Here is a 21,013-nt window from a genome sequence, read left to right on the forward strand (position 1 = left end):
GGCGCCGCTTCATCGGCTTTACGGGTCGCTCAGGGCGACTGATCGTTTCCAATCACTGGAGCGACGTGGAGGTATCCACTTCCGCGTTCGCGTCGACCTCGGCGCCAGCGGCCGCATCGGTGCCGCTGTCCGTCGGGGTGTCGACATCGGCGCTGGCGTTGCCGTCGACACTGGCGTTGCCATCGACGCTGGTGGTCGTTTCGTCGTCCGCTGCCGCGTCAGCTTCGGTCTCAACGTCGGCATTCGGGTCGACGTCCGCCCCACCGGCGGCGTCGTCCGTGCCGCTCTCCGTCGGGGTGTCGACGTCCGCACTGGCGTTGCCGTTCGCCTCGCCTGACGCATTGGTATCGGTTCCGGCGTCGGTACCCGCATCAGTGCCGGCATCCGCATCGGTTCCGGCATCCGCGCCGGCGTCAGCACCGGCATCGGCGCCTGCGTTGGCATCGGTGTCGGTCCCACCGTCGGTACCGGTGTCAGTGCCCGCATCGGTGTCGGTCCCACCATCGGTGCCGGCGTCAGTGCCCGCATCGGTATCGGTTCCGGCATCCGCGCCAGCGTCAGCACCAGCATCGGCACCAGCGTCGGCGTCCGTGTCGGTCCCGCCGTCGGTGCCGGCATCAGTGCCAGCATCGGCACCGGCGTCAGCCCCGGCGTCCGCGTCGGTGTCGCCGTTCGTGGAGTCACCGTCGCTTCCGCCGTCGGACTGAGCGCCCGAGTCGGAACTGGTCTGGACTCCGCCCTCGTCGGCGAAGGCGCCCGAGGCCGCGGCCGCTGTGACGTCCTCACCCATGTCGAGACTGACGGTTTCGTTGACGTCGATACAGGCGGCCAGCTCGTCGGAGAGCACGCTTCCGGCCTCGCCGAGCTTCAGGATGCGACCACGTTGTTCGTCGCAGCCATAGAAGGTCAGTGCGCCCGTGGAATACAGGCGGACCGCTTCGATGGTGTAGCCGTCGGACCGGAGTTCGGTCACGCCCTTCGCATAGACGTCTTCGTTCAGCGTCTGCGAAAAGGCCGGCGCCGCAAGGGCGAGAGCCGCAGCGGAGGCGAGGGGAAGGGTTGCGAAATTGCGCATGGTTCATTCCTTTCAATGCAGAACGAGAGCGGGATGCGATCGCAAATCCCATCATTGAGAAGTGGGGCACACCGTCTCGTGTCTGCTTGGTGAATGAGGCCTCGCGCAACTTTGTTCCAAATATTCCATTCTATTTGGCAATTCTTTAATCACTCCGGGCCTCGCGCGGGACGGGCGCACGTGCGCGGCCTTTATCGTTTAAAAACAACAAATTGTGCGTCTGTCCGCTTGAGGCCCGCCGCACAAAAAAGAGGCGCCGCGATCCGCGGCGCCTCTTCGTGAACGGACGGACGCATCAGCTGTCGCTGTCGGCCGAGATGCCGAGGTCAACCCCCGCATCGATGCCAAGCGACGCGCTGTCGTCGCCATCGTCGCCGTCGGCCTCGATACCGATCGAGGTGTCCGAGCCGATGTTGACGGACGCAGAACTTTCGTCATCCGTGCCGTCATTTTCGCCATCCGCCTCGACATCAATTCCGGTGTCGGCGCCGACCATGACAGAGGCTTCGCCGTCGTCATTATCTTCGCCTTCGAACTCGATCCGGGTGGAGGCGTCCAGGTCGGTCATGGTGTCGGACACGACATCGCCGTCGTCGTCCATGATCAGGATGCGGCCGTTGGTTTCATTGCGCGCCATGAAGGTCAGGCTGCCTTCGTCATCCTGGCGCACGGTTTCCACGTCGTAGCCGTCGCCGGTCAGCTCGGCCATGCCTTCGGCATAGACCTCCTGGTTCAGTTCGGCGCGGGCGTCGTCCTGCGCCAGGGCCGTGACGGCCGGCGTGGTGGCGAGAAGGGCGATCGCGGTCATGCTGGCAAAGCGTTTCATGGTATCTCTCCTTTTGTCTTCGACCCCGTGTCCGGGGCGGCGCCGCGGGATCGGCCACCGGATCGCATCGGTCGGCATGACCGGATGAGGGTGGCGCCTCGGACGCTGTGACCGGGCAACCCGCGCCGGACGCCCCCAGTTCCGGCCGGGAGCCAAAACACATTGTGACGATCCGAGGGGCAGTTTTCTGAAACTTTTCAGGGACTTCATTCGTGTTCGCGCGCGCGGGAAGTGACCTGATGAAAACGACCGGCGCCGCGGGCCGCGGCGCCGGTCGATGGCATGGGTGAGGTGGTTCTCAGCGGGCCTGGGCGGTCCGTACCGGCAGGGGCTTCAGCGTGCCATTGTCCAGCGCATGCATCGCCTCGTCCGAAAATACGTCCCAGCGCTCGACCCTTTCGTCGCGCAGGACGGCGCCGGCGCTGTCCAGCACGAGGACGCGGCCGACCGCGTTGTCGGCGGCGAAGAACTGATGCTCTCCGTTGCGCTTGATGCGGATCGAGATGACGTCGAACCCGTCACCGGACAGGACGCGGACCCCGTCGCGCTGCACCGCGTCGGTGTCGGCCAGTACCGGGGCAGGGCCTGCAAGCGCGAGCCCGAGGATGAAGGTTTTGAAGATATTACGCACGACCAAGTCCTTTCACGGCTGGTCCCGACGCTGTCCGTCCACGAAGTTATATAAGACCTACGTCCGAGCGTGACATCGGGTTCCGCGAAATATTCCGGTCAGAGCGCGTATTGCTTGAGGATGCGCAGCGGCACGACCTCGAGCGCACGGCCATGCGTGGCCTCCAGCCGGACCTTGGGCGCGCAGCCTTCGTCATGGGCCTGGAGGAAGCGCGCGGCGCACAGGCACCACTGGTCGCCCGCCCGCAGGCCCGGGAAGTCGAACTCCGGGCGCGGGGTCGACAGGTCGTTGCCGACGTATTTCGAGTAGGCGAGGAACTCGTCCGTCATGACGGCGCAGACGGTGTGGTTGCCGCGATCGGCGTCGCAGGTGTTGCAGTATCCGTCGCGGAAATACCCCGTCGTCGGATCGTCTGAGCAGGACAGGAGGGTTCCGCCAAGGACGTTGATCGGCTCAATCGGTTCGGGCTTCATACGCGGCTTTCGTGATCTGGCGCAGGGTTGCGATATTGTCGGCCAAGACCCCGGGTTCCGTAAAGTCCCGGTTGGCGGAATTCACGGCGATGACGACTTCGCGCGCGCGGTCGATCCAGATGTACTGGCCATAGACGCCGATGGCGAAGACCTCGCCGTCCTCGGCCGCCGGTGGCACCCACCATTGGTAGCCGTAGCGCGTGTCGGCCGGGGAGTCGCCCGGGGGCGCCGTCGGGGCCGTCGAAGCGTCGATCCAGTCTTCGGGCACGATCTGCGCGCCCTGCCAGCGGCCGCCCTGCGCGATCATCTGGCCGAAGCGGGCGTAATCCCGGGTGCGCATGTTGAGCCCGCCCAGGACGAAGGCGTTTCCGTCGCCGTCGGTCAGGTAGTAGGGATCCGCTTCGAGCCCCAGGGGCGCGACGATGCGTTGTTCCAGCAGGTCGGGGATCCGCTCGCCGGTCGCGCCGCGGATGACCATCCCCAGCACGTGGGTGTCCATCGAGACGTAGTGCCATTCTTCGCCGGGCGCTGCCCGGGTGTCCTCGATGTCCGCGGTGAAGTCGTCGAGCGAGCCGCCGAGCGCGATGACCCGGCCCATGCGATTGATGTCCGACCAGAAGTCCAGGTAATCCTCGTCGAAGGCCACGCCCGAGGCCATGTGCGCCACGTTGGCGATGGTCGCGCCTTCATAGGCGGTGCCTGCAAGCTCGGGGGCATATTTCGTCACCGGGTCGTCCATCGAGTCGATCGCGCCTTCCTCGATCAGGATGCCCATGAGGGCGGAGAGCCAGCTCTTGGCCACGGACCATGAGATGCGGCGATCCTCTTCGTCGGTGCCCTGGAAGTAATCCTCGTAGACGATGCGTCCGTCGGAGAGCACGACCATCGCCGTGACCGCGCGCGCCTCGATCCAGTCGTCGGTGCCGTCGGGCAGGGCGATCGGCTCACCGTCGGGCAGGGCGGCCACGGACCCGTCGCCGCGTGACATCTCGGCCGTCAGGAACAGGTCGTCCATCTTGGAGAAGTTCGTGACGATCTTGTCTTCATCGAACAATGTCTGCACGGCCATGAGGCGCGAAAGCTCTTCGCGTTTCACGATTCCGACAATCGCCGCCACTGCGACGAGCACGATGAGAACGTAGACGATCCGGCGCATGCTGGGCCCTCCCTTGCGACGGACTATGGCCGCGGGCGGGTGCAGCGTCCACCCGGCGCCGGTGAAAATCGCCGCGGCCCTTGCGGGAACGTTGCGGCGGTTGTGCCTACTTGAACTTGTCGACGAGCTTCTGCAGCGGCGAGCGCTCGTCCTCGGCCGGGGGGGCGGGCGTTTCGGCCGGCTTCGGCTCGGGCTTGGCGGGCGCTGCTTTGGTGGACGTGGCAGGCCCCACGCGCCGGGCCACCGCGTTGGTGAACTTCGCGTTGTCGTCGTCGACCAGGTGCACGGCCCCGTCCGACACCCCGCGCAGCACGTCGTCGAGCCAGTCCTGGTCGGCCTTGGCGAAATTCGACAGCACGTAGGGCGACACCTTGTCCTTGTGCCCCGGATGCCCGATGCCCAGGCGTACCCGCGCGTAATGCGGGCTGATGTGCTGGTGGATCGAGCGCAGGCCGTTGTGCCCCGCATGCCCGCCGCCGAGCTTCAACTTCACCTTGCCGGGGGCGAGGTCCAGCTCGTCGTGAAAGACGGTGACGTCGGTCGAGTCGAGCTTGTAGAAGCGCATCGCCTCGCCCACCGACTGCCCGGAGAGGTTCATGAAGGTTTCGGGCTTGAGCAGGATGACCTTCTCGCCGTCCAGCTTGCCCTCGGACACCTGCCCCTGGAATTTCGCGCGCCACGGCGCGAAGCCGTGATCCTCCCGGATCCGGTCCACGGCCATGAAGCCGATGTTGTGGCGGTTGCCTGCGTATTTGTCGCCCGGATTGCCGAGGCCCACGAAAAGTTTCATGGCGCGCACTCTATGGCGGGATCGCGCGGGCGTAAATCCGTCCAAGCCGGTATGCACCGCGCCGAACTGGACTTTCACCGGCTGCACTCTAGGATCATCGAAAACGGCGGGCAGGGTCACATGGCGAGCTTCATTCTCAACGACATCAAGCTGCGCGTGCCCGGCAAGGCACTGACCGCATCGCTGCGCGCGGCGCTGGAATCCGGCCATTACGAATGGAACGAAGCCGCGGCGATCGACCGGCACGTGAAGCGTGGCGACCGGGTGCTCGATATCGGGGCCGGGGCCGGCTACATCTCGATCCTCGCCGGGCGCAAGGCAGGGCCCGAGAACGTGGTCGCGGTCGAGGGCAACGCGGTGATGATGGACGTGCTGCGCCGAAACCTCGACCACAACGGGTCGGCCGAGACGGCGCTGGTGCACGGCGCGGTGGTGGCTGACAATTACGACGAGGACACGGTCCTTTTCGCCAACCGCGATGCGTTCTGGTCCTCCTCCATCGCCGACGACACCGTACGCCCCGACAGGCTCGCCGAGGTGCCGGCGCTGAAGCTCAGAGATCTTCTGGAAGAGTATCGCCCGACCATCGTATCGATGGATGTCGAGGGCGGGGAACTGGAGCTCTGCCAGCAGCCCTGGCCCGCGCATGTGCGGCTGGTGATCATGGAGATCCACACGAAGAAGTATCCGCCATCCGGGGTGAAGGCGATCTTCGACGGGATGTCGCGCAACAACATGACGATCATGCCGTGGGGCACGCGGGGCGAGGTGATCGTGCTGCAACGCTGCGACCGCTGAGGAGCGGACACGAAAACGGGGCCGCGCGGGCCCCGTTCGCAGATCGAATTGTCGGTCTTCTTATTCTTCGGCGGCTTCGGTCTCTTTTTCCTCGCCGATGACCTCGGTTTCCGGGGTCTCTTCTTCCTCGTCTTCCGAGGCGCGCAGGCCGGACGGGGCCGAGATGTTGGCGATCACGAAGTCACGCTCGACCGTGGTCCGCGCGCCTTTCGGCAGCTCCACGTCCGAGATGTGGATCACGTCACCGATTTCACGGCCGGACAGGTCCACCACGATCTTTTCCGGGATGTCGCCGGCGACAACGTCCAGCTCGACTTCCGGGCGCACGTGCACGACCACGCCACCCTTCTTCACGCCCGGCGCGCTTTCTTCGTTCACGAATTCGACCGGGATGAACAGGTTGATGCGCGAGGTGCGCTTGAGGCGCAGGAAGTCGACGTGAGTCGGCAGATCCTTGACCACGTCCCGCTGCACGTTGCGGCAGATCACGCGGACGTCGTCGTGGCCTTCGACCTTCATGTTGAGAAGGGTCGACAGGAAACGGCCGTCCTTGAGCTTCTTCAGCAGTACGTTGAAGGGGATGTTGATCGGCAGCGGATCGAGGTCGCCGCCATAGATGATGCCCGGTACGTTGCCTTCGCGGCGTGCCTGACGAGCGGCCCCCTTGCCCGTCCCCGTCCGTACCGTGGCGTGAAAGTCAGGAACTTGTCCAGCCATGGGTATTCTCCAGATTTTGAATGCAGCGGGGTTCCTCCAAGGGTGCAACCCCGCATGAAGCCGCGCGTATAGACGGGATTCGCGCGCATGGGAAGGGGAAAAGTGGGCCCGGGCGCCCCTTGCGGGACCGGGGCGGCGCCGGTATCGCGGCAGGCGACAGGAGACCCCGAGCATGACCCTTGGCGAACAGTTCAGAGCGGTGCGCGGCCCCGCGCTCGTCCTCATGGCGACGGGCGTCTACTGGGGTGCTCTGGCAGGACTGATGCCCGACATCAAGGCCCATATCGGTGCCTCGGACGGCATGATGGGGGCGCTCCTGCTGTTTCCCGCGACCGCCTCGGTCATCGCGATGGGGATCGCCCCGGGGCTGGGCGCACGGATCGGGGGGCTCGCGCTGCCACTCTCGGGCCTGTTGATCTCGGTGGGGCTGGGCCTCTTCTTCATCATGGAAAGCACCACGAGCGCGGCGGTCGCGCTGTTCCTCGGCGGCTTCGCGGTGGCATTTTCCGACATGACGGCCAACGTGCGCATCGCGGCGCACGAGGCGCGGCGCCGCGTGCACCTGATGAACGTGGCCCACGCGATGTATTCGCTGTCCTTCGCCATCACAGCGCTGATCGTCGCCGCGCTGCGCTCGGGCGGCTGGGCCTTCGACTGGATCGCCTTCGCCCTGGGCGGTCTTGCGCTTTTCTACGTGCTGGCGGGCTGGGACGGGCGCGATCCGCCGCCGGCCGACGGCGCGCAGGAGACCGGTGGGCGGTCGGCGCCGAGGGACGTGGTCTGGCTCGCCGGGCTCGTGCTCTTCGCTTCCTTCGTGTGCGAGAACGCCGCGGAAGGCTGGTCGGCGCTCTATATCGAGCGGACCTTCGGCGCGGTCCAGGGGGCGGGCAGCCTTGGTCCCGCCACCTTCGGCTTCGTGATGGCCGGGGCGCGGTTCTTCGGGCAGGCGGTCGCCGGGCGGCTGGGGGCCGAGCGGCTGATCCTGTCCTCCGCGGCCCTGGCGGTGGTCGGAGCGGCCGGGATCGCGGCGGCGCAGAGCGTGCTGCACGTACACGCGGGCGTCGTGCTGATGGCGCTGGGCGTCGCGGTGATCGCGCCCTCCACGAACTCCATCATCGCGCGCAAGGTGTCGGACGCGGCACGGGCGCGGGCGATTTCACGGGCCTGGATGCTGGGCCTGCTGGGCTTCTTCGCCGGACCCGCGCTGATGGGCATGTTCTCCGAGATCGGCGACCTGCGCATTTCCTATGCCGCGATCGCGGTGATCGCGGCGGCGATCATCCCGGCGATCCTTCGGCTTCGCCACCGATGAGGTGGAGGGCTCAGTCCCAATCGCCGGAGAAGCCGCGCGGCACGCGCAGGATCTCGCGGTTCACGTCGTTGATGTCGCGGTGGCCGCAGAAGGCCATCGACACGTCGAGCTCCTTGTGGATCACCTCGAGCGCCCGGGTCACGCCCGCTTCGCCCATCGCACCCAGCCCGTAGACGAAGGCGCGGCCGATGTAGGTCCCCTTGGCTCCCATCGCCAGCGCCTTGAGCACGTCCTGGCCCGAGCGGATGCCGCCGTCGAGGTGAACCTCGGTCTGGTCGCCCACGGCCTCGAGGATCGGCTCGAGCGCGCGAATGGTGGAGAGTGCGCCGTCAAGCTGGCGACCGCCGTGGTTCGACACGATGATGGCGTCGGCCCCGATCTGGGCGGCGCGGCGGGCGTCCTCGGCCTCCATGATCCCCTTGAGGATCAGCTTGCCGCCCCACATGTCGCGGATCTTCTCGATCTTGGCCCAGTCGAGCGCGGGGTCGAACTGCTCGGCCGTCCAGGACATGAGCGAAGAGGGATCGGAAATCCCCTTCACGTGGCCCACCACGTTACCGAACTGCCGGTTCTTCGTGCCGAGCATGCCCAGCCCCCAGCGCCACTTGGTCGAAAGGTTGGCGATGTTCGACAGAGTGGGTTTCGGCGGGGCCGACAGGCCGTTCTTGATGTCCATGTGGCGCTGTCCCAGGACCTGGAGGTCCAGCGTGACGACGAGCGCCGAGCATTTCGCATCCTTCGCGCGCTGGATCAGGCGGGCGAGGTAGTCGTCGTCCTTCATCACGTAGACCTGGAACCAGAACGGCTTTGTGGTCGCTTCCGCAACGGCCTCGATCGAGCAGATCGACATGGTCGACAGGGTGAAGGGCACACCGAATTTCTCGGCGGCGCGCGCGGCCTTGATTTCGCCGTCGGCCGATTGCATGCCGGTCAGGCCCACGGGAGCGAGCGCCACGGGCATCGCCACGTCCTGGCCGATCATCTGCGTCCTGGTGGAGCGGTTCGTCAGGTCCACCGCGACCCTCTGGCGGAAATAGATCCGGTCGAAATCCGAGCTGTTCTCGCGGAAGGTCTGTTCCGTCCACGATCCGCTTTCGCAGTAGTCGTAGAACATTTTCGGCGTTCGCCGCCGGTAGATGCGCTTGAGGTCTTCGATGTCGGTGATGACGGGCATCGTGGCTTCGCTCCCGGACGTGAAATGTCCGACGCTTCTAGCGGCCGCGACCCAAACGCGCAACGCGCGACGCTGGGGCTTGCACGGGGCCGGCCTGCGACGCATTGATGCGCCATGTCGATTGTCCTGATCGGTTTCCTGGCGAGCCTCGGCGCGGGGCTTCTGACCGGCGTGGGGGCCCTGCCGGTCCTCTTTGGCCGGACGATTTCGCGCAAGGCCTCGGACATGCTGCTGGGCTTCGCGGCCGGGGTGATGCTGTCGGCTTCCTTCTTTTCGCTGCTCCTGCCGGGGATCGACGCCGCCGAAACCGCAAGCGGGTCGATCTGGGTCGCGGCGGGCGTGGCGGCGGTCGGGATCGCGCTTGGCGCGGCGGTGGTCGCGTGGATGAACGCCACCCTTCCGCACGAGCATTTCATCGCGGGGCCGGAGGGGGCCGATCCCGGGGCCCTGTCGCGCATCTGGCTCTTCGTCATCGCGATCACGATCCACAACCTGCCCGAGGGCATGGCGGTGGGCGTGGGCTTCGGGGGCGGCAACGTCGCCAACGGCCTGTCGCTTGCAACCGGGATCGGGCTTCAGAACGCGCCGGAGGGGCTGGCGGTCGCGATCGCGCTCAAGGGGCTGGGCTACAGCCGGGCGCAGAGTTTCCTCATCGCGCTGGCCACGGGGTTGGTCGAACCGCTGGGCGGGCTGATCGGTGTCGTCGCGGTGACGGTCTCAGAGGTTCTGCTGCCCTGGGGGCTCACCTTCGCGGCCGGTGCGATGCTCTATGTCATCAGCCACGAGATCATTCCCGAAACCCACCGGGGCGGACATCAGCACCGGGCCACGGCCGGGCTGATGATCGGGATGATCCTGATGATGGTGCTCGACGTGACGCTGGGATGAACCGGCAGGTTTCGCTTGCACCCGGCCGGATGAATGGGTCTTTTCAGCGACATGAACGCCCGCACCGCCCTTCGCATCGGCCTTGTCCTCTGGTCGGCCGCCTTCATCCTGTCCTTCGTGGATTTCCGCCTGACCGAGGCGAGCGGTGACGGCTTCCTGTCCGGGATGAACAAGCTCGGCAAGTTCGCCATCTGGCAGGGCGTCGCGGCGGTGGTCGCCGCCGGCGTCTGGGTGATCGGACTGCGGTTCGAGAAGCGGACCTCGCAGCGCGGGGTAAGCCGTATTCCGGGCATCATCGCGATCGCCCTGGTCGCGGCGGTGGGATTGTTCATCCTGAGCGCCAATCTGCTGGGCGGAAGGACGGTGACATCGTCCCCGCCCGAGATACCGACGAAAGACCAATCGCAATGACACAACGCTATTTCGAAGACCTGCCGGTGGGGTTCACGTTCCGCACCGAGGCGGTGGAACTGACCCGCGACGCCATCGTGAAATTCGCCAGTGAATGGGATCCGCAGCCCTTCCACCTCGATGACGCCGCGGCGGCCGAGACGCATTTCGGAACGCTGATCGCTTCCGGCTGGCACACGCTCCTGATCGCCTTCAACCTGTCCATGCAGGCCGGCGTCTGGGACGAGGCGTCGATGGGCGCGTCCGGGATGGACGAGGTGCGCTGGTTCAAACCCACGCGACCGGGCGACAAGATCCACGTGCGTGCGGAGGTCGTTTCGGCCGAGCGGTCGAAGACGCGCCCGGACCGTGGGCGGGTGGCGTTCCGCATCGACGTGCACCGCGAAGACGGCGAGAAGGTCGCCTCCTACATCGGCAACCACCTGATGAAGGCGCGCGGCACCTCGGTCGCCTGATCCGTCAGGCGGGCAGTCCGCCGTCGTCCGCCGTGTTGTCGGCTGGCGCCGTCACCGTCCAGACCTCGCGCGCGCCCTCGGCGGGCGCGGAGGTCACGGTGAGGTTCGCGGCCCGCAGGAAGTTCATCACGTCCTCGACGATTTCCTCCGGTGCATCCTCGGCCCGGCCGATGGGGATCGGGCGGCGCACCTCGCGCTTGCCGGCCGGAAAGAGCGTCAGCGTCTCGTAGGTGCCGCTGCCCCGCCGTTCGACACGCACCACGCGCGACCACGGCAGCATGATGTGAACGCCGACCTGCGCGCCCTCGTCGGTGAGGCGGGCGAGCCTGCGGCGCATGTGGGTTTCGCTGAGCCCGACCCAGCCCAGCATGATGCCGATCAGCACGGGCACGACGCTGATCACCCCGACCGGCTTCGTCCAGAGCAGGGCGATGTCATCGGCCGCGAGCCGCGCCATGAGCACGCCTCCGAGCACCAGGAACGCCAGGCCCAGCCAGCGCATGGTGCGAAACGACGGCGGGGCCGCGTAGATCTCGCGCTCTTTCGTCATGTCTTGTCCCGCCAGCGGTTCACGATGGGATAGCGCCGGTCGAGCCAGAAGCTGCGCATGGTGAGCCGCGCGCCCGGCGCGGCCTGGAAGCGCTTGTATTCCGAGATGAAGATCAGGTGCTCCACCTTTTTCACCGTCTCCCGATCGTAGCCCTGCGCCACCAGTTCGGCGACGGAATGCTCCTTGTCCACCAACCCTTCTAGGATGCCGTCGAGGATCTCGTAAGGTGGCAGGCTGTCGCTGTCCTGCTGATCCTCGCGCAGCTCCGCGCTGGGCGGCTTGTCGATGATCGAGGTCGGGATCACCTCGCCCGGCGGGCCCATCATCCAGTCACGGTGATTGGCATTGCGCCAGCGGCAGGTCTCGAAGACCCGCATCTTGTAGAGATCCTTGATCGGGTTGTAGCCGCCCGCCATGTCGCCGTAGATCGTCGCATAGCCCACCGCCACCTCGGACTTGTTGCCGGTGGTGAGCAGCATTTCCCCGAACTTGTTGGACATCGCCATGAGGAGCAGGCCGCGCAGGCGCGATTGGATGTTCTCCTCCGTGAGGTCGGGCGCGTAGCCTTCGAACAGGGGGGCGAGCGTTTCGGTGACCGCGTCGCGCGGGCCGGTGATCGGCACGAAGTCGTAGTGACAGCCCAGGTTCTCGGCCACCGCCTTCGCGTCGTCGAGCGACCCCTGGCTGGTGTATTCCGAGGGCAGCATCACGCAGCGCACGTTCTCGGGCCCCAGCGCGTCGGCGGCGATGGTCGCGACGATCGCGCTGTCGATGCCCCCCGACAGGCCCAGCAGCACCTTCCGGAAGCCCGTCTTGCCCATGTAGTCGCGCAGCGATTGCACCATGACGCGGTAATCGGCCTCGTAGGCCGGCCGCGCGGGGACCACGTCGCCGGGCACGATCGTCCACCCGTCGTCGCCCTTCTGGAGGTCGATGTGCCGGATCACCTCGTCGAATTCCGGGAACTGGAAGGCGAGCTCGCCCTGCGTGTCGAGCCCGAAGCTGGCGCCGTCGAAGACCTGGTCGTCCTGCCCGCCCACCATGTTGAGGTAGATGAGGGGAAGCCCGGTCTCCTCGACCCGCGCGCGCATCACGCCGTGGCGGGTCTCGACCTTGCCGCGGTAATAGGGCGACCCATTCGGCACGGCGAGCACCTCGGCCCCCTTGCGCGCCAGGTCCTCGCAGACCGCCTCCGGCCACCAGGCGTCTTCGCAGACGGGGATGCCCAGCATGAGCGGACCGACCTTCACCGGTTCCTGCGGCGGGGCGTGGGCGAAGAGGCGCTTTTCGTCGAACACCGTCTCGTTCGGCAGCATCTGCTTGAGGATGTGGCCGCGCACCCGGCCGCCTTCGAGAATCCAGTAAGCGTTGTAGAGGTCGCGCCCGTCGTGGAACGGGCACCCCATGCCGATCGCCGGACCGTCGGCGCAATCGGCCGCCAGCGCCTCGCAGACCTCCATCGCCTCGGCCCAGAAGGCCGGGCGCATCACCAGGTCCTGCGGCTGGTAGCCGATGAGGAAGCTCTCGGTGAACATGATCATGTCCGCGCCCGCATCGCGCGCCTGCGCCCAGGCGGCGCGCGCCCGGTCGGCGTTGCCGGGAATGTCGCCCACGGTCGGGTTGAGCTGTGCCAGCGTCAGGCGAAAGGTCTCGGTCATCGTCATCCTCGCGTTACGCCGGACTGTTTAGCAGGTTCATGGGCAGACAAAAGCCGGGTGCCGTCTTTGTCATAGGAAAAGAATTGTGTCGCGTGGCCTCGTTGCTTAGGTTTCGGACACTTCGGAAAAAATCGACCAAGAGGTCCCCATGTCACGCACCCTGCGTCTTGTCGTTCCCATCGCCGCGACCCTTCTCGCGGGCGGCGCTTTTGCGCAAGAGGCGGTCGAGACGATGCAATACGACGACGGGCGCGTTTACGAGGGCACCTTCAAGGATGGCCAGCCCCACGGCCAGGGCACCCTGCGCACGCCGTCGGGCTACGAATACACCGGCACCTTCGTGAACGGCGAGATCCGGGGCGAGGGCGTCGCGCGCTTCCCCAACGGATCGGTCTACGAGGGCAATTTCGCTGCCGGCAAGCCGCACGGGTTCGGCAAGATCACCTTCGCCGACGGGTCGAGCTTCGAGGGGGACTGGGTCGACGGGAAGATCACCGGCACGGGCCTGGCCGAATACGCCAACGGCGTCGTCTACGAAGGCGGGCTGCGCGAGGCGATGCATCACGGCAAGGGCCGGATGGAGAGCCCTTCGGGCTTCATCTACGACGGCGACTGGAACATGGGCCAGAAGGACGGGCAGGGGCAGGCGACCTATGCCGACGGCTCGGTCTACGAAGGCGGTTTCCAGGACGACGAACGGCATGGCCAGGGCGTCTATGTCGGCGCGGACGGCATGCGCTACGAAGGCGAATGGGTCGACGGCCAGATGCACGGCAATGGCCGGCTCGAACAGGCCAACGGTGACGTCTACCAGGGCCAGTTCGTGGAAGGTCAGCGTTCGGGCCAGGGCAAGGTCACCTATGCCAGCGGCGACGTCTACACCGGCGCGTTCCTGAACGATCAACGCAACGGGCAGGGCGTCTTCGAGGGTGAGGACGGCTATCGCTACGACGGCAACTGGGTCGACGGCCAGATCGAGGGTCAGGGCACCGTCACCTATCCCGACGGCTCGGTCTACGAAGGCATGTTCCGCGCCGGGCTGCCGGACGGGCAGGGCACGATCACCTATCCCGACGGCGGCACGTATACCGGTGACTGGCGCGACGGCGTGATCGAGGGCATGGGGCGCGCGACCTATCCCAACGGCTCGACCTACGAAGGCGGCTTCGTCTCCGCGCTCTTCGAGGGCGAGGGGACGCTCACCTTCGCCGAGGGCCACGGCTATTCCGGCGGATGGGAGAAGGGCAAGCGCCACGGCCAGGGACGCGAGGAATACGCGGATGGGTCGGTTTACGAAGGCGGCTGGATCGAGGGCAAGCGACAGGGCGACGGCACGCTCACGCTGGCCGACGGGTTCACTTACACCGGCGAGTGGCTCAACGGCATGAAGCACGGCATGGGCAAGGCGACCTACGCCAACGGCGATGTCTACGACGGCCAGTTCGCCAACGACCAGCGTAACGGCCAGGGGACGGTGATCTACGCGTCCGGCGAGACGGTATCGGGCGAATGGGTGAACGGCGTCATGGAATCGATGCTCGAGGGCGGCACGCCGGCCCCGCTGGTCCCCGCCGCGACGGATGAAACGGTGGACGAGGCGCCGGCGCCCTCAGAAGCGCCCGAAGAGGACACCCAGCCGGTGGTCGAGGAGGCGCCCGCGCCGGACGAAGCTCCGGCGGAAACGCCGGCCCCGGAACCGGCCGCCGACCCGGAGCCCACGCGGGTGCCCGAAGGGCTGGCCGATCCGGATGCGTCGCTGGGGTCCGGCGGTCTCTACTGATCGCCGGGCAGGTTCAGCCGCAATCCGCACCCTTCTGGACCGGCGGGCAGGGCACTGTGCCGTAGGAACAGAAGACGCAGCAATCCCCCGCGCGCGGCCTGAGGACCGCCCCACAGGCGGTGCAGTCGTAGAACCACTGGCATTGATCCGGCGGCATGGTTTCCCGGCGGGCGTGGCCACACTCCGGGCAGGTCAGCGTGCTGATGAGGGTGATGTCGCTGTCTGTCATGGCGCCATGTGTTCCCCTTGTTCGGGCGAAGGCAGCCGTGAACGCGTGGTCCGAAATCGCCGCGCGCCGGTGTGGCGCGGCGGCGCGGGTCAGGACCGGCCGATCAGGCCGTCCAGATTGGCGATGAAGCGTTCCGCCTCGTCGGCCATGTCGAAGCGACGATCGGCCAGCACCCAGTCGAGCGTGAGGCTCTTCAGCCAGCCCAGGATGATCGTCGCGACGTCGCGGGCCGGCAGTTCCGGGTGGAACGTGTCGTCCTTCTGGCCCGCCTCGATGAACTTGGTCACCTTGTCGTGGCGGTTGCGGTCCAGCGTCCGGAAGCGCTGACGCAGGCTTTCGTGTTCGGTCTGCAGCTCCAGCGAGTGCAGGATCGACGGAACCGCCGGCAACACCTCGACGAGCGAAACATAGCCGCGCACGGACCCGGCGATGGCATCCTGCGAGGCGGCTTCTTTCGGCATCGTGTCTTCGATATCCGAGACGATCCGCTCACTCACGGCATCCCAGATCTCCGCTTTCGTCGAGAAGTGACGAAAGATGGCGGGCTGCGTAACCCCGACGGCATCTGCGAGATGTTGGGTGGTCACACGGTCAGGCCCCATCCTGCCCGACAGATCTATAACGGTTTCCACGATCTCTGCTTTGCGGTCGGCGGCGCTTTTTCTTTTGCGCACCTGGTTCAAGTTACCCCCTAACAAGCCGGCAGCACCGGCGTATGGTGGATGGATTGAAAGATAACACTCATGACCACTCCATAACACGACCTTGCGAGTCAACTTTTGTCGTTCCGGCGAGTTCCCGCCAAGGGTTCCTCTTATACGTGTGCGCCGCTGTCGAGGCGAGCCAGAAATGCTTCCGCATCGGACAAAATCTGGCGTCGTTTGTTGGCATCCATGCGCTGCCAGGTCGCGTAAATCGTTCTCATCCGGTGATTCTTTTCGAATCGTTGCCGGTGGCGGTCAAGAAACCACCAGTAGAGCAGGTTGAACGGGCAGGCCCCTGCGCCGGTCTTCTGGCGCACGTCATACGTGCAGCCGTCACAGTAGTCCGACATCTTGTCGATGTAGTTTCCCGAAGACACGTAGGGTTTGGAGGCCAGCATCCCGCCGTCGGCGAACTGGCTCATGCCAAGCGTGTTCGGGGCTTCCACCCATTCGAAGGCGTCGGCGTAGACGCCGAGGTACCACTCCTGCACCTGCTGCGGATCAACGCCAATCAGCAGCGCGAAGTTCCCTGTCACCATCAGGCGCTGGATGTGGTGGGCATAGGCGTTCTCCCGGGTCTGGCGCACGGCTTCCGATAGGCAGGCCATGTCGGTCTCGCCACTCCAGTAGAGCCAAGGCAGGTCGCGGTGGTGGCGCAGGGCGTTGCGCGACGTGTAGCCGGGGCCGTCCATCATGTAGATTCCGCGCACGAATTCGCGCCAGCCCAGGATCTGGCGGATGAAGCCTTCGGCGGAGTTGAGCGGCACCTGTCCGTCGCGGTAGGCGGCTTCCGCCCGCCGGCACAGGTCGAGCGGGTCGAGAAGGCCGATGTTGAGGGCGGGCGACAGCACGGAGTGGTAGAGATACGCCTCACCGGTCAGCATGGCGTCCTGGTAGGGGCCGAAGCGGGGCAGGCGGTTGGCGATGAAATCGTCCGCGGCACGCGCGGCATCCTCGTGGGTGGTGGGAAAGGCGAACCCGTCGAGATCGCCGAAATGGTCGGAAAACTCCGATCCCACAAGCTCGAGCACCTCTTGCGTGACCGCGTCAGGTTGGAATCGGGGAATCTTCGGCTGGAACAAGTCGTGCGCGGCGGGCTCCCGGTTGTCGTGGTCGTAGTTCCACTTGCCGCCCTCGGGCTTGCCGTCATCGTTCATCAATATGCCGGTCTTGCGGCGCATCTCGCGGTAGAAGAACTCCATCCGCAGCTCCTTGCGCCCCTCGGCCCAACTTTCGAATTCCTCCTGTGTGGAAATGAAGCGGGTGTCGGGCAGGCGCGTGACCTTCAGAGGCAGATCGTCGAGGAGCTGGATCAACCGCCAGTCGCCGGGCGTGGTGCAGATGAGCTCTTTCGCATCATGGTCTTTTGCCCGGCGCAGAAGCTCGCCGTCGATGCTCTGCGCGTTGTGCGGGTCGGTGAGCCGGGCATAGGCGACGGTCCAGCCATCCGCCTCCAGCCGGGCCGCGAACTTGCGCATCGCCGCGAAGATCAGCGCGATCTTCTTGGGGTGATGCTTTGGGCGCCCCGCCTCCCCGCGCACCTCGGCCATGACCACGACGTCCCGCGCCCGGTCGGCCTCGCGCAGCGCGGAGAGATCCGGGGTCAGCTGGTCGCCCAGGACGAGGACGAGGCGGCTCACCACACTACCCGGTCGCCGCGCCAGTCGAAGAACTGGCCGCTCTGCGCGACGTCGAGCGAGGACAGCACGCGCAGCAGGTTCGCGGCCGCCTCGGCCGGGGTGACCTTGTCGTGACCCGCGCCGTGCACGGCTGTCAGGTCGGTCGCCACGGTGCCCGGATGGAGCGCGACGCAGATCGCCTGCTTGTGGGTGCGCCCGAGCTCGATCGCGGCGGTGTGCATGACCTGGTTCAACGCCGCCTTCGCCGCGCGGTAGCCGTACCAACCGCCCATCCGGTTGTCGCCGATCGAGCCCACGCGGGCCGAAAGGGCGGCGATATGGGCAGGGCGGTCACGGGGCAGAAGCCGTGCCGCGTGCCGCAAGACGAGCGACGGGCCGATCGCGTTGGTGCGGAACTGGGCGGCCAGCACCTCTGCGTCGAGATGCTTGAGCGCCTTCTCCGGGCCTCTGCCATCGGTCTCGAGCGCGCCGGTGGCGATGAAGACGAGATCGAAGGGACCGTCGAGGTCCGAAAGCAGTGCATCGACCCGCTCGGGATCCGCGAAGTCGAAGCCATCGGTGCTGCGCGACAGGCCGGTGACGGCCCAGTCGGCGTTCGAAAGGTGGCGGGCGATGGCGCCGCCGATTCCGCCGGAGGCGCCGAGTATCAGGGCTTTTTTCGTCATGTTCCCGCTACGCGCGGGGCGCGCGCGCGGACCAGTCGTGGCAAAAATCACTTTTCATTCGCTATGTGAGCGGTATAACGGCCCCATGACGAAGACGGCACATACCATCGGTCTGACCGGCGCGCTTGCGCGTCCGTCCCGTCGTGCTGCCCTCCTTCTTCTTAGCTGCCTCTGAGCGTGCCGACGGCGCGAGCGCTCAGGGGTATGGCATCGCGCCGCCGAACCACGGCTAAGACAGTATAAGAGAGACATTCCAATGACACAGACGACCAAGCAGGACCGCGTCCTGATTTTCGACACGACGCTGCGCGATGGCGAACAGAGCCCCGGCGCGACGATGAGCCACGAGGAAAAGCTCGAGATCGCCGAGATGCTCGACGAAATGGGCGTGGACATCATCGAGGCGGGCTTCCCGATCGCCTCGGAGGGTGACTTCCAGGCGGTCAAGGAAATCGCGCAGCGCTCGAAGAACGCGACGATCTGTGGCCTGGCGCGGGCGAACACGACGGATATCGACCGGGCCTACGAGGCGGTGAAGCACGCCAACAGCCCGCGTATCCACACCTTCATCGGCACCTCGCCGCTCCACCGCGCGATCCCGGGGCTGAGCCAGGACGACATGGCCGATCTGATCCATGAGACGGTGAGCCACGCGCGCAATTTGACCGACAACGTGCAATGGTCGCCGATGGACGCCACCCGCACCGAGCACGATTACCTGTGCCGGGTCGTCGAGATCGCGATCAAGGCGGGCGCCACGACGATCAACATCCCCGACACGGTGGGCTACACCGCGCCCCGCGAAAGCGCCGACCTGATCCGCATGCTGATCGAGAAGGTGCCGGGCGGTGACGAAATCGTCTTCTCGACCCATTGCCACAACGACCTGGGCATGGCGACCGCCAACAGCCTCGCCGCCGTGGAAGCGGGCGCGCGCCAGATCGAGTGCACGATCAACGGCCTGGGCGAACGCGCCGGCAACACGGCGCTGGAAGAGGTCGTGATGGCCCTGCGGGTGCGCAACGACATCATGCCCTATGCCACCCACATCGACACGAAGAAGATCATGCAGATCAGCCGCCGTGTCAGCCAGGTGTCGGGCTTCCCGGTGCAGTACAACAAGGCCGTGGTCGGCAAGAACGCCTTCGCGCACGAATCCGGCATCCACCAGGACGGGATGCTCAAGAACGCCGAGACGTTCGAGATCATGCGCCCCGAGGACATCGGCCTGGCCTCGTCCTCGCTGCCGCTGGGCAAGCATTCGGGCCGTGCCGCGCTGCGCGACAAGCTCAACGCGCTGGGGCTGGAAGTCGGTGACAACCAGCTCAAGGACATCTTCGTGCGCTTCAAGTCGCTGGCCGACCGCAAGAAGGAAGTCTACGACGACGATATCATCGCGCTGGTGGCCGATACGGCCGGCGACAAGGCGGTCGAGAAGATCAAGCTGAAGTCGCTGAAGGTCGTCTGCGGCACCGAAGGCCCGCAGACCGCGGACCTGGTGCTGGAGATCGACGGCGAGGAGGTCTCGACCACCCAGACCGGCGACGGTCCGGTGGATGCGACCTTCAACGCGGTCAAGGCGCTCTTCCCGACCGAGGCGCGGCTCGAGATCTACCAGGTCTCCGCCGTGACCGAGGGCACGGACGCGCAGGCCACCGTTTCGGTCCGTCTGTCGGAGAACGGGCGCATCTCGACCGGCCAGTCGGCAGACACGGATACGGTGGTCGCGTCGGCCAAGGCCTACATCACCGCGTTGAACCGCCTTCAGATCCGGCTGGCAAAGTCGGCGCCGGAGGTGCATTACACCGACGCGAGCTGATCGCGCGGGCGCGAATGCGCCCGTTGCGCCGGGGTGAAGGGAACCGGGACCACGCGGGTCCGTTCAGGCAAGAATTCGCTTGAGCGGGCATGGTCCCCCCCTTTTACCCGGGGCGGCTCATCAATATAAGTCAGCCAGCCCCGGCGACGAGTCTCGGGGGCATGGGCATCGGGAGCAGGGACAACCTTCACATGGCTGGTATTTCAGGGCTGTTTTCGTCCGACATGGCGATCGACCTCGGCACGGCGAACACGCTGGTCTACGTGAAGGGCCGCGGGGTGATCCTGAACGAGCCTTCGGTTGTCGCCTATCACGTCAAGGACGGCGTCAAGAAGGTGCTCGCCGTCGGCGAGGACGCCAAGCTGATGCTGGGCCGGACCCCGGGCTCGATCGAGGCGATCCGGCCGATGCGCGAAGGTGTGATCGCCGACTTCGACACCGCGGAAGAGATGATCAAGCATTTCATCCGCAAGGTTCACAAGCGCACCACCTTCTCCAAGCCCAAGATCATCGTCTGCGTGCCGCACGGCGCGACCCCGGTCGAGAAACGCGCCATTCGCCAGTCGGTCCTGTCCGCCGGTGCCCGGCGCGCGGGGCTGATCGCAGAACCCATCGCGGCGGCCATCGGGGCCGGGATGCCGATCACCGATCCGACCGGCTCGATGGTCGTGGACATCGGCGGCGGCACCACCGAGGTGGCCGTCCTCAGCCTTGGCGACATCGTCTATGCGCGCTCCGTGCGCGTCGGTGGCGACCGGATGGACGAAAGCATCGTCAATTACCTGCGCCGCCAGCACAACCTGCTGATCGGCGAAAGCACCGCGGAACGCATCAAGACCTCGATCGGCACCGCCCGCATGCCCGACGACGGGCGCGGCGCCTCGATGCAGATCCGGGGGCGCGACCTGCTCAACGGCGTGCCGAAGGAGCTCGAGATCAGCCAGGCCCAGGTGGCCGAGGCGCTGGCCGAACCGGTGCAGCAGATCTGCGAGGCGGTGATGACCGCGCTCGAGACCACGCCGCCGGACCTGGCCGCCGACATCGTCGACCGTGGCGTGATGCTCACGGGGGGCGGCGCGCTGCTGGGCGAGCTCGACCTCGCGCTGCGCGAACAGACCGGTCTGTCGATCTCGGTCGCCGACGAGTCTCTGAATTGTGTAGCCTTGGGCACCGGCAAGGCACTGGAATACGAAAAGCAACTGCGTCACGTTATCGACTACGACAGTTGAGGCCCCGCGGGGCGCCGCGCATGCCCCATGAGA

General features: G+C 66.3%; 22 protein-coding genes. 8 read left to right on the forward strand and 14 right to left on the reverse strand.

Translation table 11 applies throughout. The annotated features are described in order from the left end of the window. Positions 1–52 precede the first annotated feature (52 nt). The 6 genes from GQE99_RS17645 to pth form a co-directional block, all read right to left on the reverse strand. Positions 53–1,075, reverse strand: coding sequence for a hypothetical protein (locus GQE99_RS17645; protein ID WP_161352989.1), 1,023 nt, complete (start codon positions 1,073–1,075; stop codon positions 53–55). Between the two features lie 295 nt (positions 1,076–1,370). Next, entirely contained in the window at positions 1,371–1,901 is a 531-nt protein-coding gene (locus tag GQE99_RS17650) for a PepSY domain-containing protein (protein ID WP_161352991.1), read from the reverse strand. Positions 1,902–2,199: 298 nt separating this feature from the next. Beyond that, positions 2,200–2,532, reverse strand: coding sequence for a hypothetical protein (locus tag GQE99_RS17655; RefSeq protein WP_161352993.1), 333 nt, complete (start codon positions 2,530–2,532; stop codon positions 2,200–2,202). 98 nt (positions 2,533–2,630) lie between these two features. Then, positions 2,631–3,005 carry a DUF2237 family protein gene (locus tag GQE99_RS17660; protein ID WP_161352994.1) on the reverse strand — a complete coding sequence of 125 codons (375 nt, stop codon included), beginning with the start codon at positions 3,003–3,005 and terminating at the stop codon, positions 2,631–2,633. Further along, the gene (locus tag GQE99_RS17665; protein ID WP_161352996.1) at positions 2,986–4,161 is read right to left on the reverse strand and encodes a serine hydrolase domain-containing protein; all 1,176 of its coding nucleotides are present in this window, start codon (positions 4,159–4,161) and stop codon (positions 2,986–2,988) included. The genes GQE99_RS17660 and GQE99_RS17665 overlap by 20 nt, the downstream gene beginning before the upstream one ends. A gap of 106 nt (positions 4,162–4,267) precedes the next feature. Beyond that, positions 4,268–4,951: an aminoacyl-tRNA hydrolase gene (pth, locus tag GQE99_RS17670; RefSeq protein WP_161352999.1), complete on the reverse strand. Its 684-nt coding sequence runs from the start codon at positions 4,949–4,951 to the stop codon at positions 4,268–4,270. Positions 4,952–5,071: 120 nt separating this feature from the next. Between pth and GQE99_RS17675 the strand changes: the two genes are divergently transcribed. Continuing rightward, the gene (locus GQE99_RS17675) at positions 5,072–5,749 is read left to right on the forward strand and encodes an FkbM family methyltransferase (protein ID WP_161353001.1); all 678 of its coding nucleotides are present in this window, start codon (positions 5,072–5,074) and stop codon (positions 5,747–5,749) included. 60 nt (positions 5,750–5,809) lie between these two features. On the opposite strand, the gene GQE99_RS17680 is transcribed toward GQE99_RS17675, so the two are convergent. Beyond that, positions 5,810–6,466 carry a 50S ribosomal protein L25/general stress protein Ctc gene (locus GQE99_RS17680; protein WP_161353002.1) on the reverse strand — a complete coding sequence of 219 codons (657 nt, stop codon included), beginning with the start codon at positions 6,464–6,466 and terminating at the stop codon, positions 5,810–5,812. A gap of 172 nt (positions 6,467–6,638) precedes the next feature. On the opposite strand from GQE99_RS17680, the gene GQE99_RS17685 reads away from it, so the two are divergent. Next, complete coding sequence (locus tag GQE99_RS17685; RefSeq protein WP_161353004.1) at positions 6,639–7,778, forward strand: MFS transporter; 1,140 nt, start codon at positions 6,639–6,641, stop codon at positions 7,776–7,778. A gap of 10 nt (positions 7,779–7,788) precedes the next feature. Here the strand turns inward: GQE99_RS17685 and GQE99_RS17690 are convergent, their stop codons facing one another. After that, positions 7,789–8,952: an alpha-hydroxy acid oxidase gene (locus GQE99_RS17690; protein ID WP_161353006.1), complete on the reverse strand. Its 1,164-nt coding sequence runs from the start codon at positions 8,950–8,952 to the stop codon at positions 7,789–7,791. 114 nt (positions 8,953–9,066) lie between these two features. On the opposite strand from GQE99_RS17690, the gene GQE99_RS17695 reads away from it, so the two are divergent. Genes GQE99_RS17695 through GQE99_RS17705 form a run of 3 tightly spaced genes read left to right on the forward strand, consistent with a single transcriptional unit; the run spans position 9,067 to position 10,706 of the window. Then, positions 9,067–9,840: a ZIP family metal transporter gene (locus GQE99_RS17695; protein ID WP_161353007.1), complete on the forward strand. Its 774-nt coding sequence runs from the start codon at positions 9,067–9,069 to the stop codon at positions 9,838–9,840. Between the two features lie 51 nt (positions 9,841–9,891). Beyond that, positions 9,892–10,251: a hypothetical protein gene (locus GQE99_RS17700; protein ID WP_161353009.1), complete on the forward strand. Its 360-nt coding sequence runs from the start codon at positions 9,892–9,894 to the stop codon at positions 10,249–10,251. Continuing rightward, complete coding sequence (locus GQE99_RS17705; RefSeq protein ID WP_161353010.1) at positions 10,248–10,706, forward strand: MaoC family dehydratase; 459 nt, start codon at positions 10,248–10,250, stop codon at positions 10,704–10,706. Before GQE99_RS17700 ends, GQE99_RS17705 begins: the two co-directional genes overlap by 4 nt. 4 nt (positions 10,707–10,710) lie before the next feature. Here GQE99_RS17705 and GQE99_RS17710 read toward each other — a convergent pair whose 3' ends face one another. Together GQE99_RS17710 and GQE99_RS17715 are read right to left on the reverse strand one after the other, a co-directional pair. Continuing rightward, complete coding sequence (locus GQE99_RS17710) at positions 10,711–11,256, reverse strand: hypothetical protein (protein WP_161353012.1); 546 nt, start codon at positions 11,254–11,256, stop codon at positions 10,711–10,713. Beyond that, entirely contained in the window at positions 11,253–12,914 is a 1,662-nt protein-coding gene (locus tag GQE99_RS17715; RefSeq protein WP_161353014.1) for an NAD+ synthase, read from the reverse strand. Before GQE99_RS17715 ends, GQE99_RS17710 begins: the two co-directional genes overlap by 4 nt. Positions 12,915–13,062: 148 nt before the next feature. Between GQE99_RS17715 and GQE99_RS17720 the strand changes: the two genes are divergently transcribed. After that, positions 13,063–14,694, forward strand: coding sequence for a 2-isopropylmalate synthase (locus tag GQE99_RS17720; protein WP_161353016.1), 1,632 nt, complete (start codon positions 13,063–13,065; stop codon positions 14,692–14,694). A 13-nt stretch (positions 14,695–14,707) separates the two neighbouring features. Here GQE99_RS17720 and GQE99_RS17725 read toward each other — a convergent pair whose 3' ends face one another. From GQE99_RS17725 to GQE99_RS17740, 4 genes are all read right to left on the reverse strand, one after another. After that, entirely contained in the window at positions 14,708–14,923 is a 216-nt protein-coding gene (locus GQE99_RS17725) for a GDCCVxC domain-containing (seleno)protein (protein ID WP_161353017.1), read from the reverse strand. Positions 14,924–15,012: 89 nt separating this feature from the next. Beyond that, complete coding sequence (locus GQE99_RS17730) at positions 15,013–15,525, reverse strand: TetR/AcrR family transcriptional regulator (protein ID WP_235917292.1); 513 nt, start codon at positions 15,523–15,525, stop codon at positions 15,013–15,015. 212 nt (positions 15,526–15,737) lie between these two features. Further along, positions 15,738–17,270: a cryptochrome/photolyase family protein gene (locus GQE99_RS17735; protein WP_161353020.1), complete on the reverse strand. Its 1,533-nt coding sequence runs from the start codon at positions 17,268–17,270 to the stop codon at positions 15,738–15,740. Then, entirely contained in the window at positions 17,264–17,932 is a 669-nt protein-coding gene (locus GQE99_RS17740) for an SDR family NAD(P)-dependent oxidoreductase (RefSeq protein ID WP_161353022.1), read from the reverse strand. The genes GQE99_RS17735 and GQE99_RS17740 overlap by 7 nt, the downstream gene beginning before the upstream one ends. A 256-nt stretch (positions 17,933–18,188) precedes the next feature. On the opposite strand from GQE99_RS17740, the gene GQE99_RS17745 reads away from it, so the two are divergent. Continuing rightward, positions 18,189–19,751: a 2-isopropylmalate synthase gene (locus GQE99_RS17745; protein ID WP_161353024.1), complete on the forward strand. Its 1,563-nt coding sequence runs from the start codon at positions 18,189–18,191 to the stop codon at positions 19,749–19,751. 191 nt (positions 19,752–19,942) lie between these two features. Further along, entirely contained in the window at positions 19,943–20,980 is a 1,038-nt protein-coding gene (locus GQE99_RS17750; RefSeq protein ID WP_161353026.1) for a rod shape-determining protein, read from the forward strand. Positions 20,981–21,013 lie beyond the last annotated feature (33 nt).

Origin of the sequence: Maritimibacter harenae (assembly GCF_009882975.1) — a bacterium.
Classification (GTDB): Bacteria; Pseudomonadota; Alphaproteobacteria; order Rhodobacterales; family Rhodobacteraceae; genus Maritimibacter; species Maritimibacter harenae.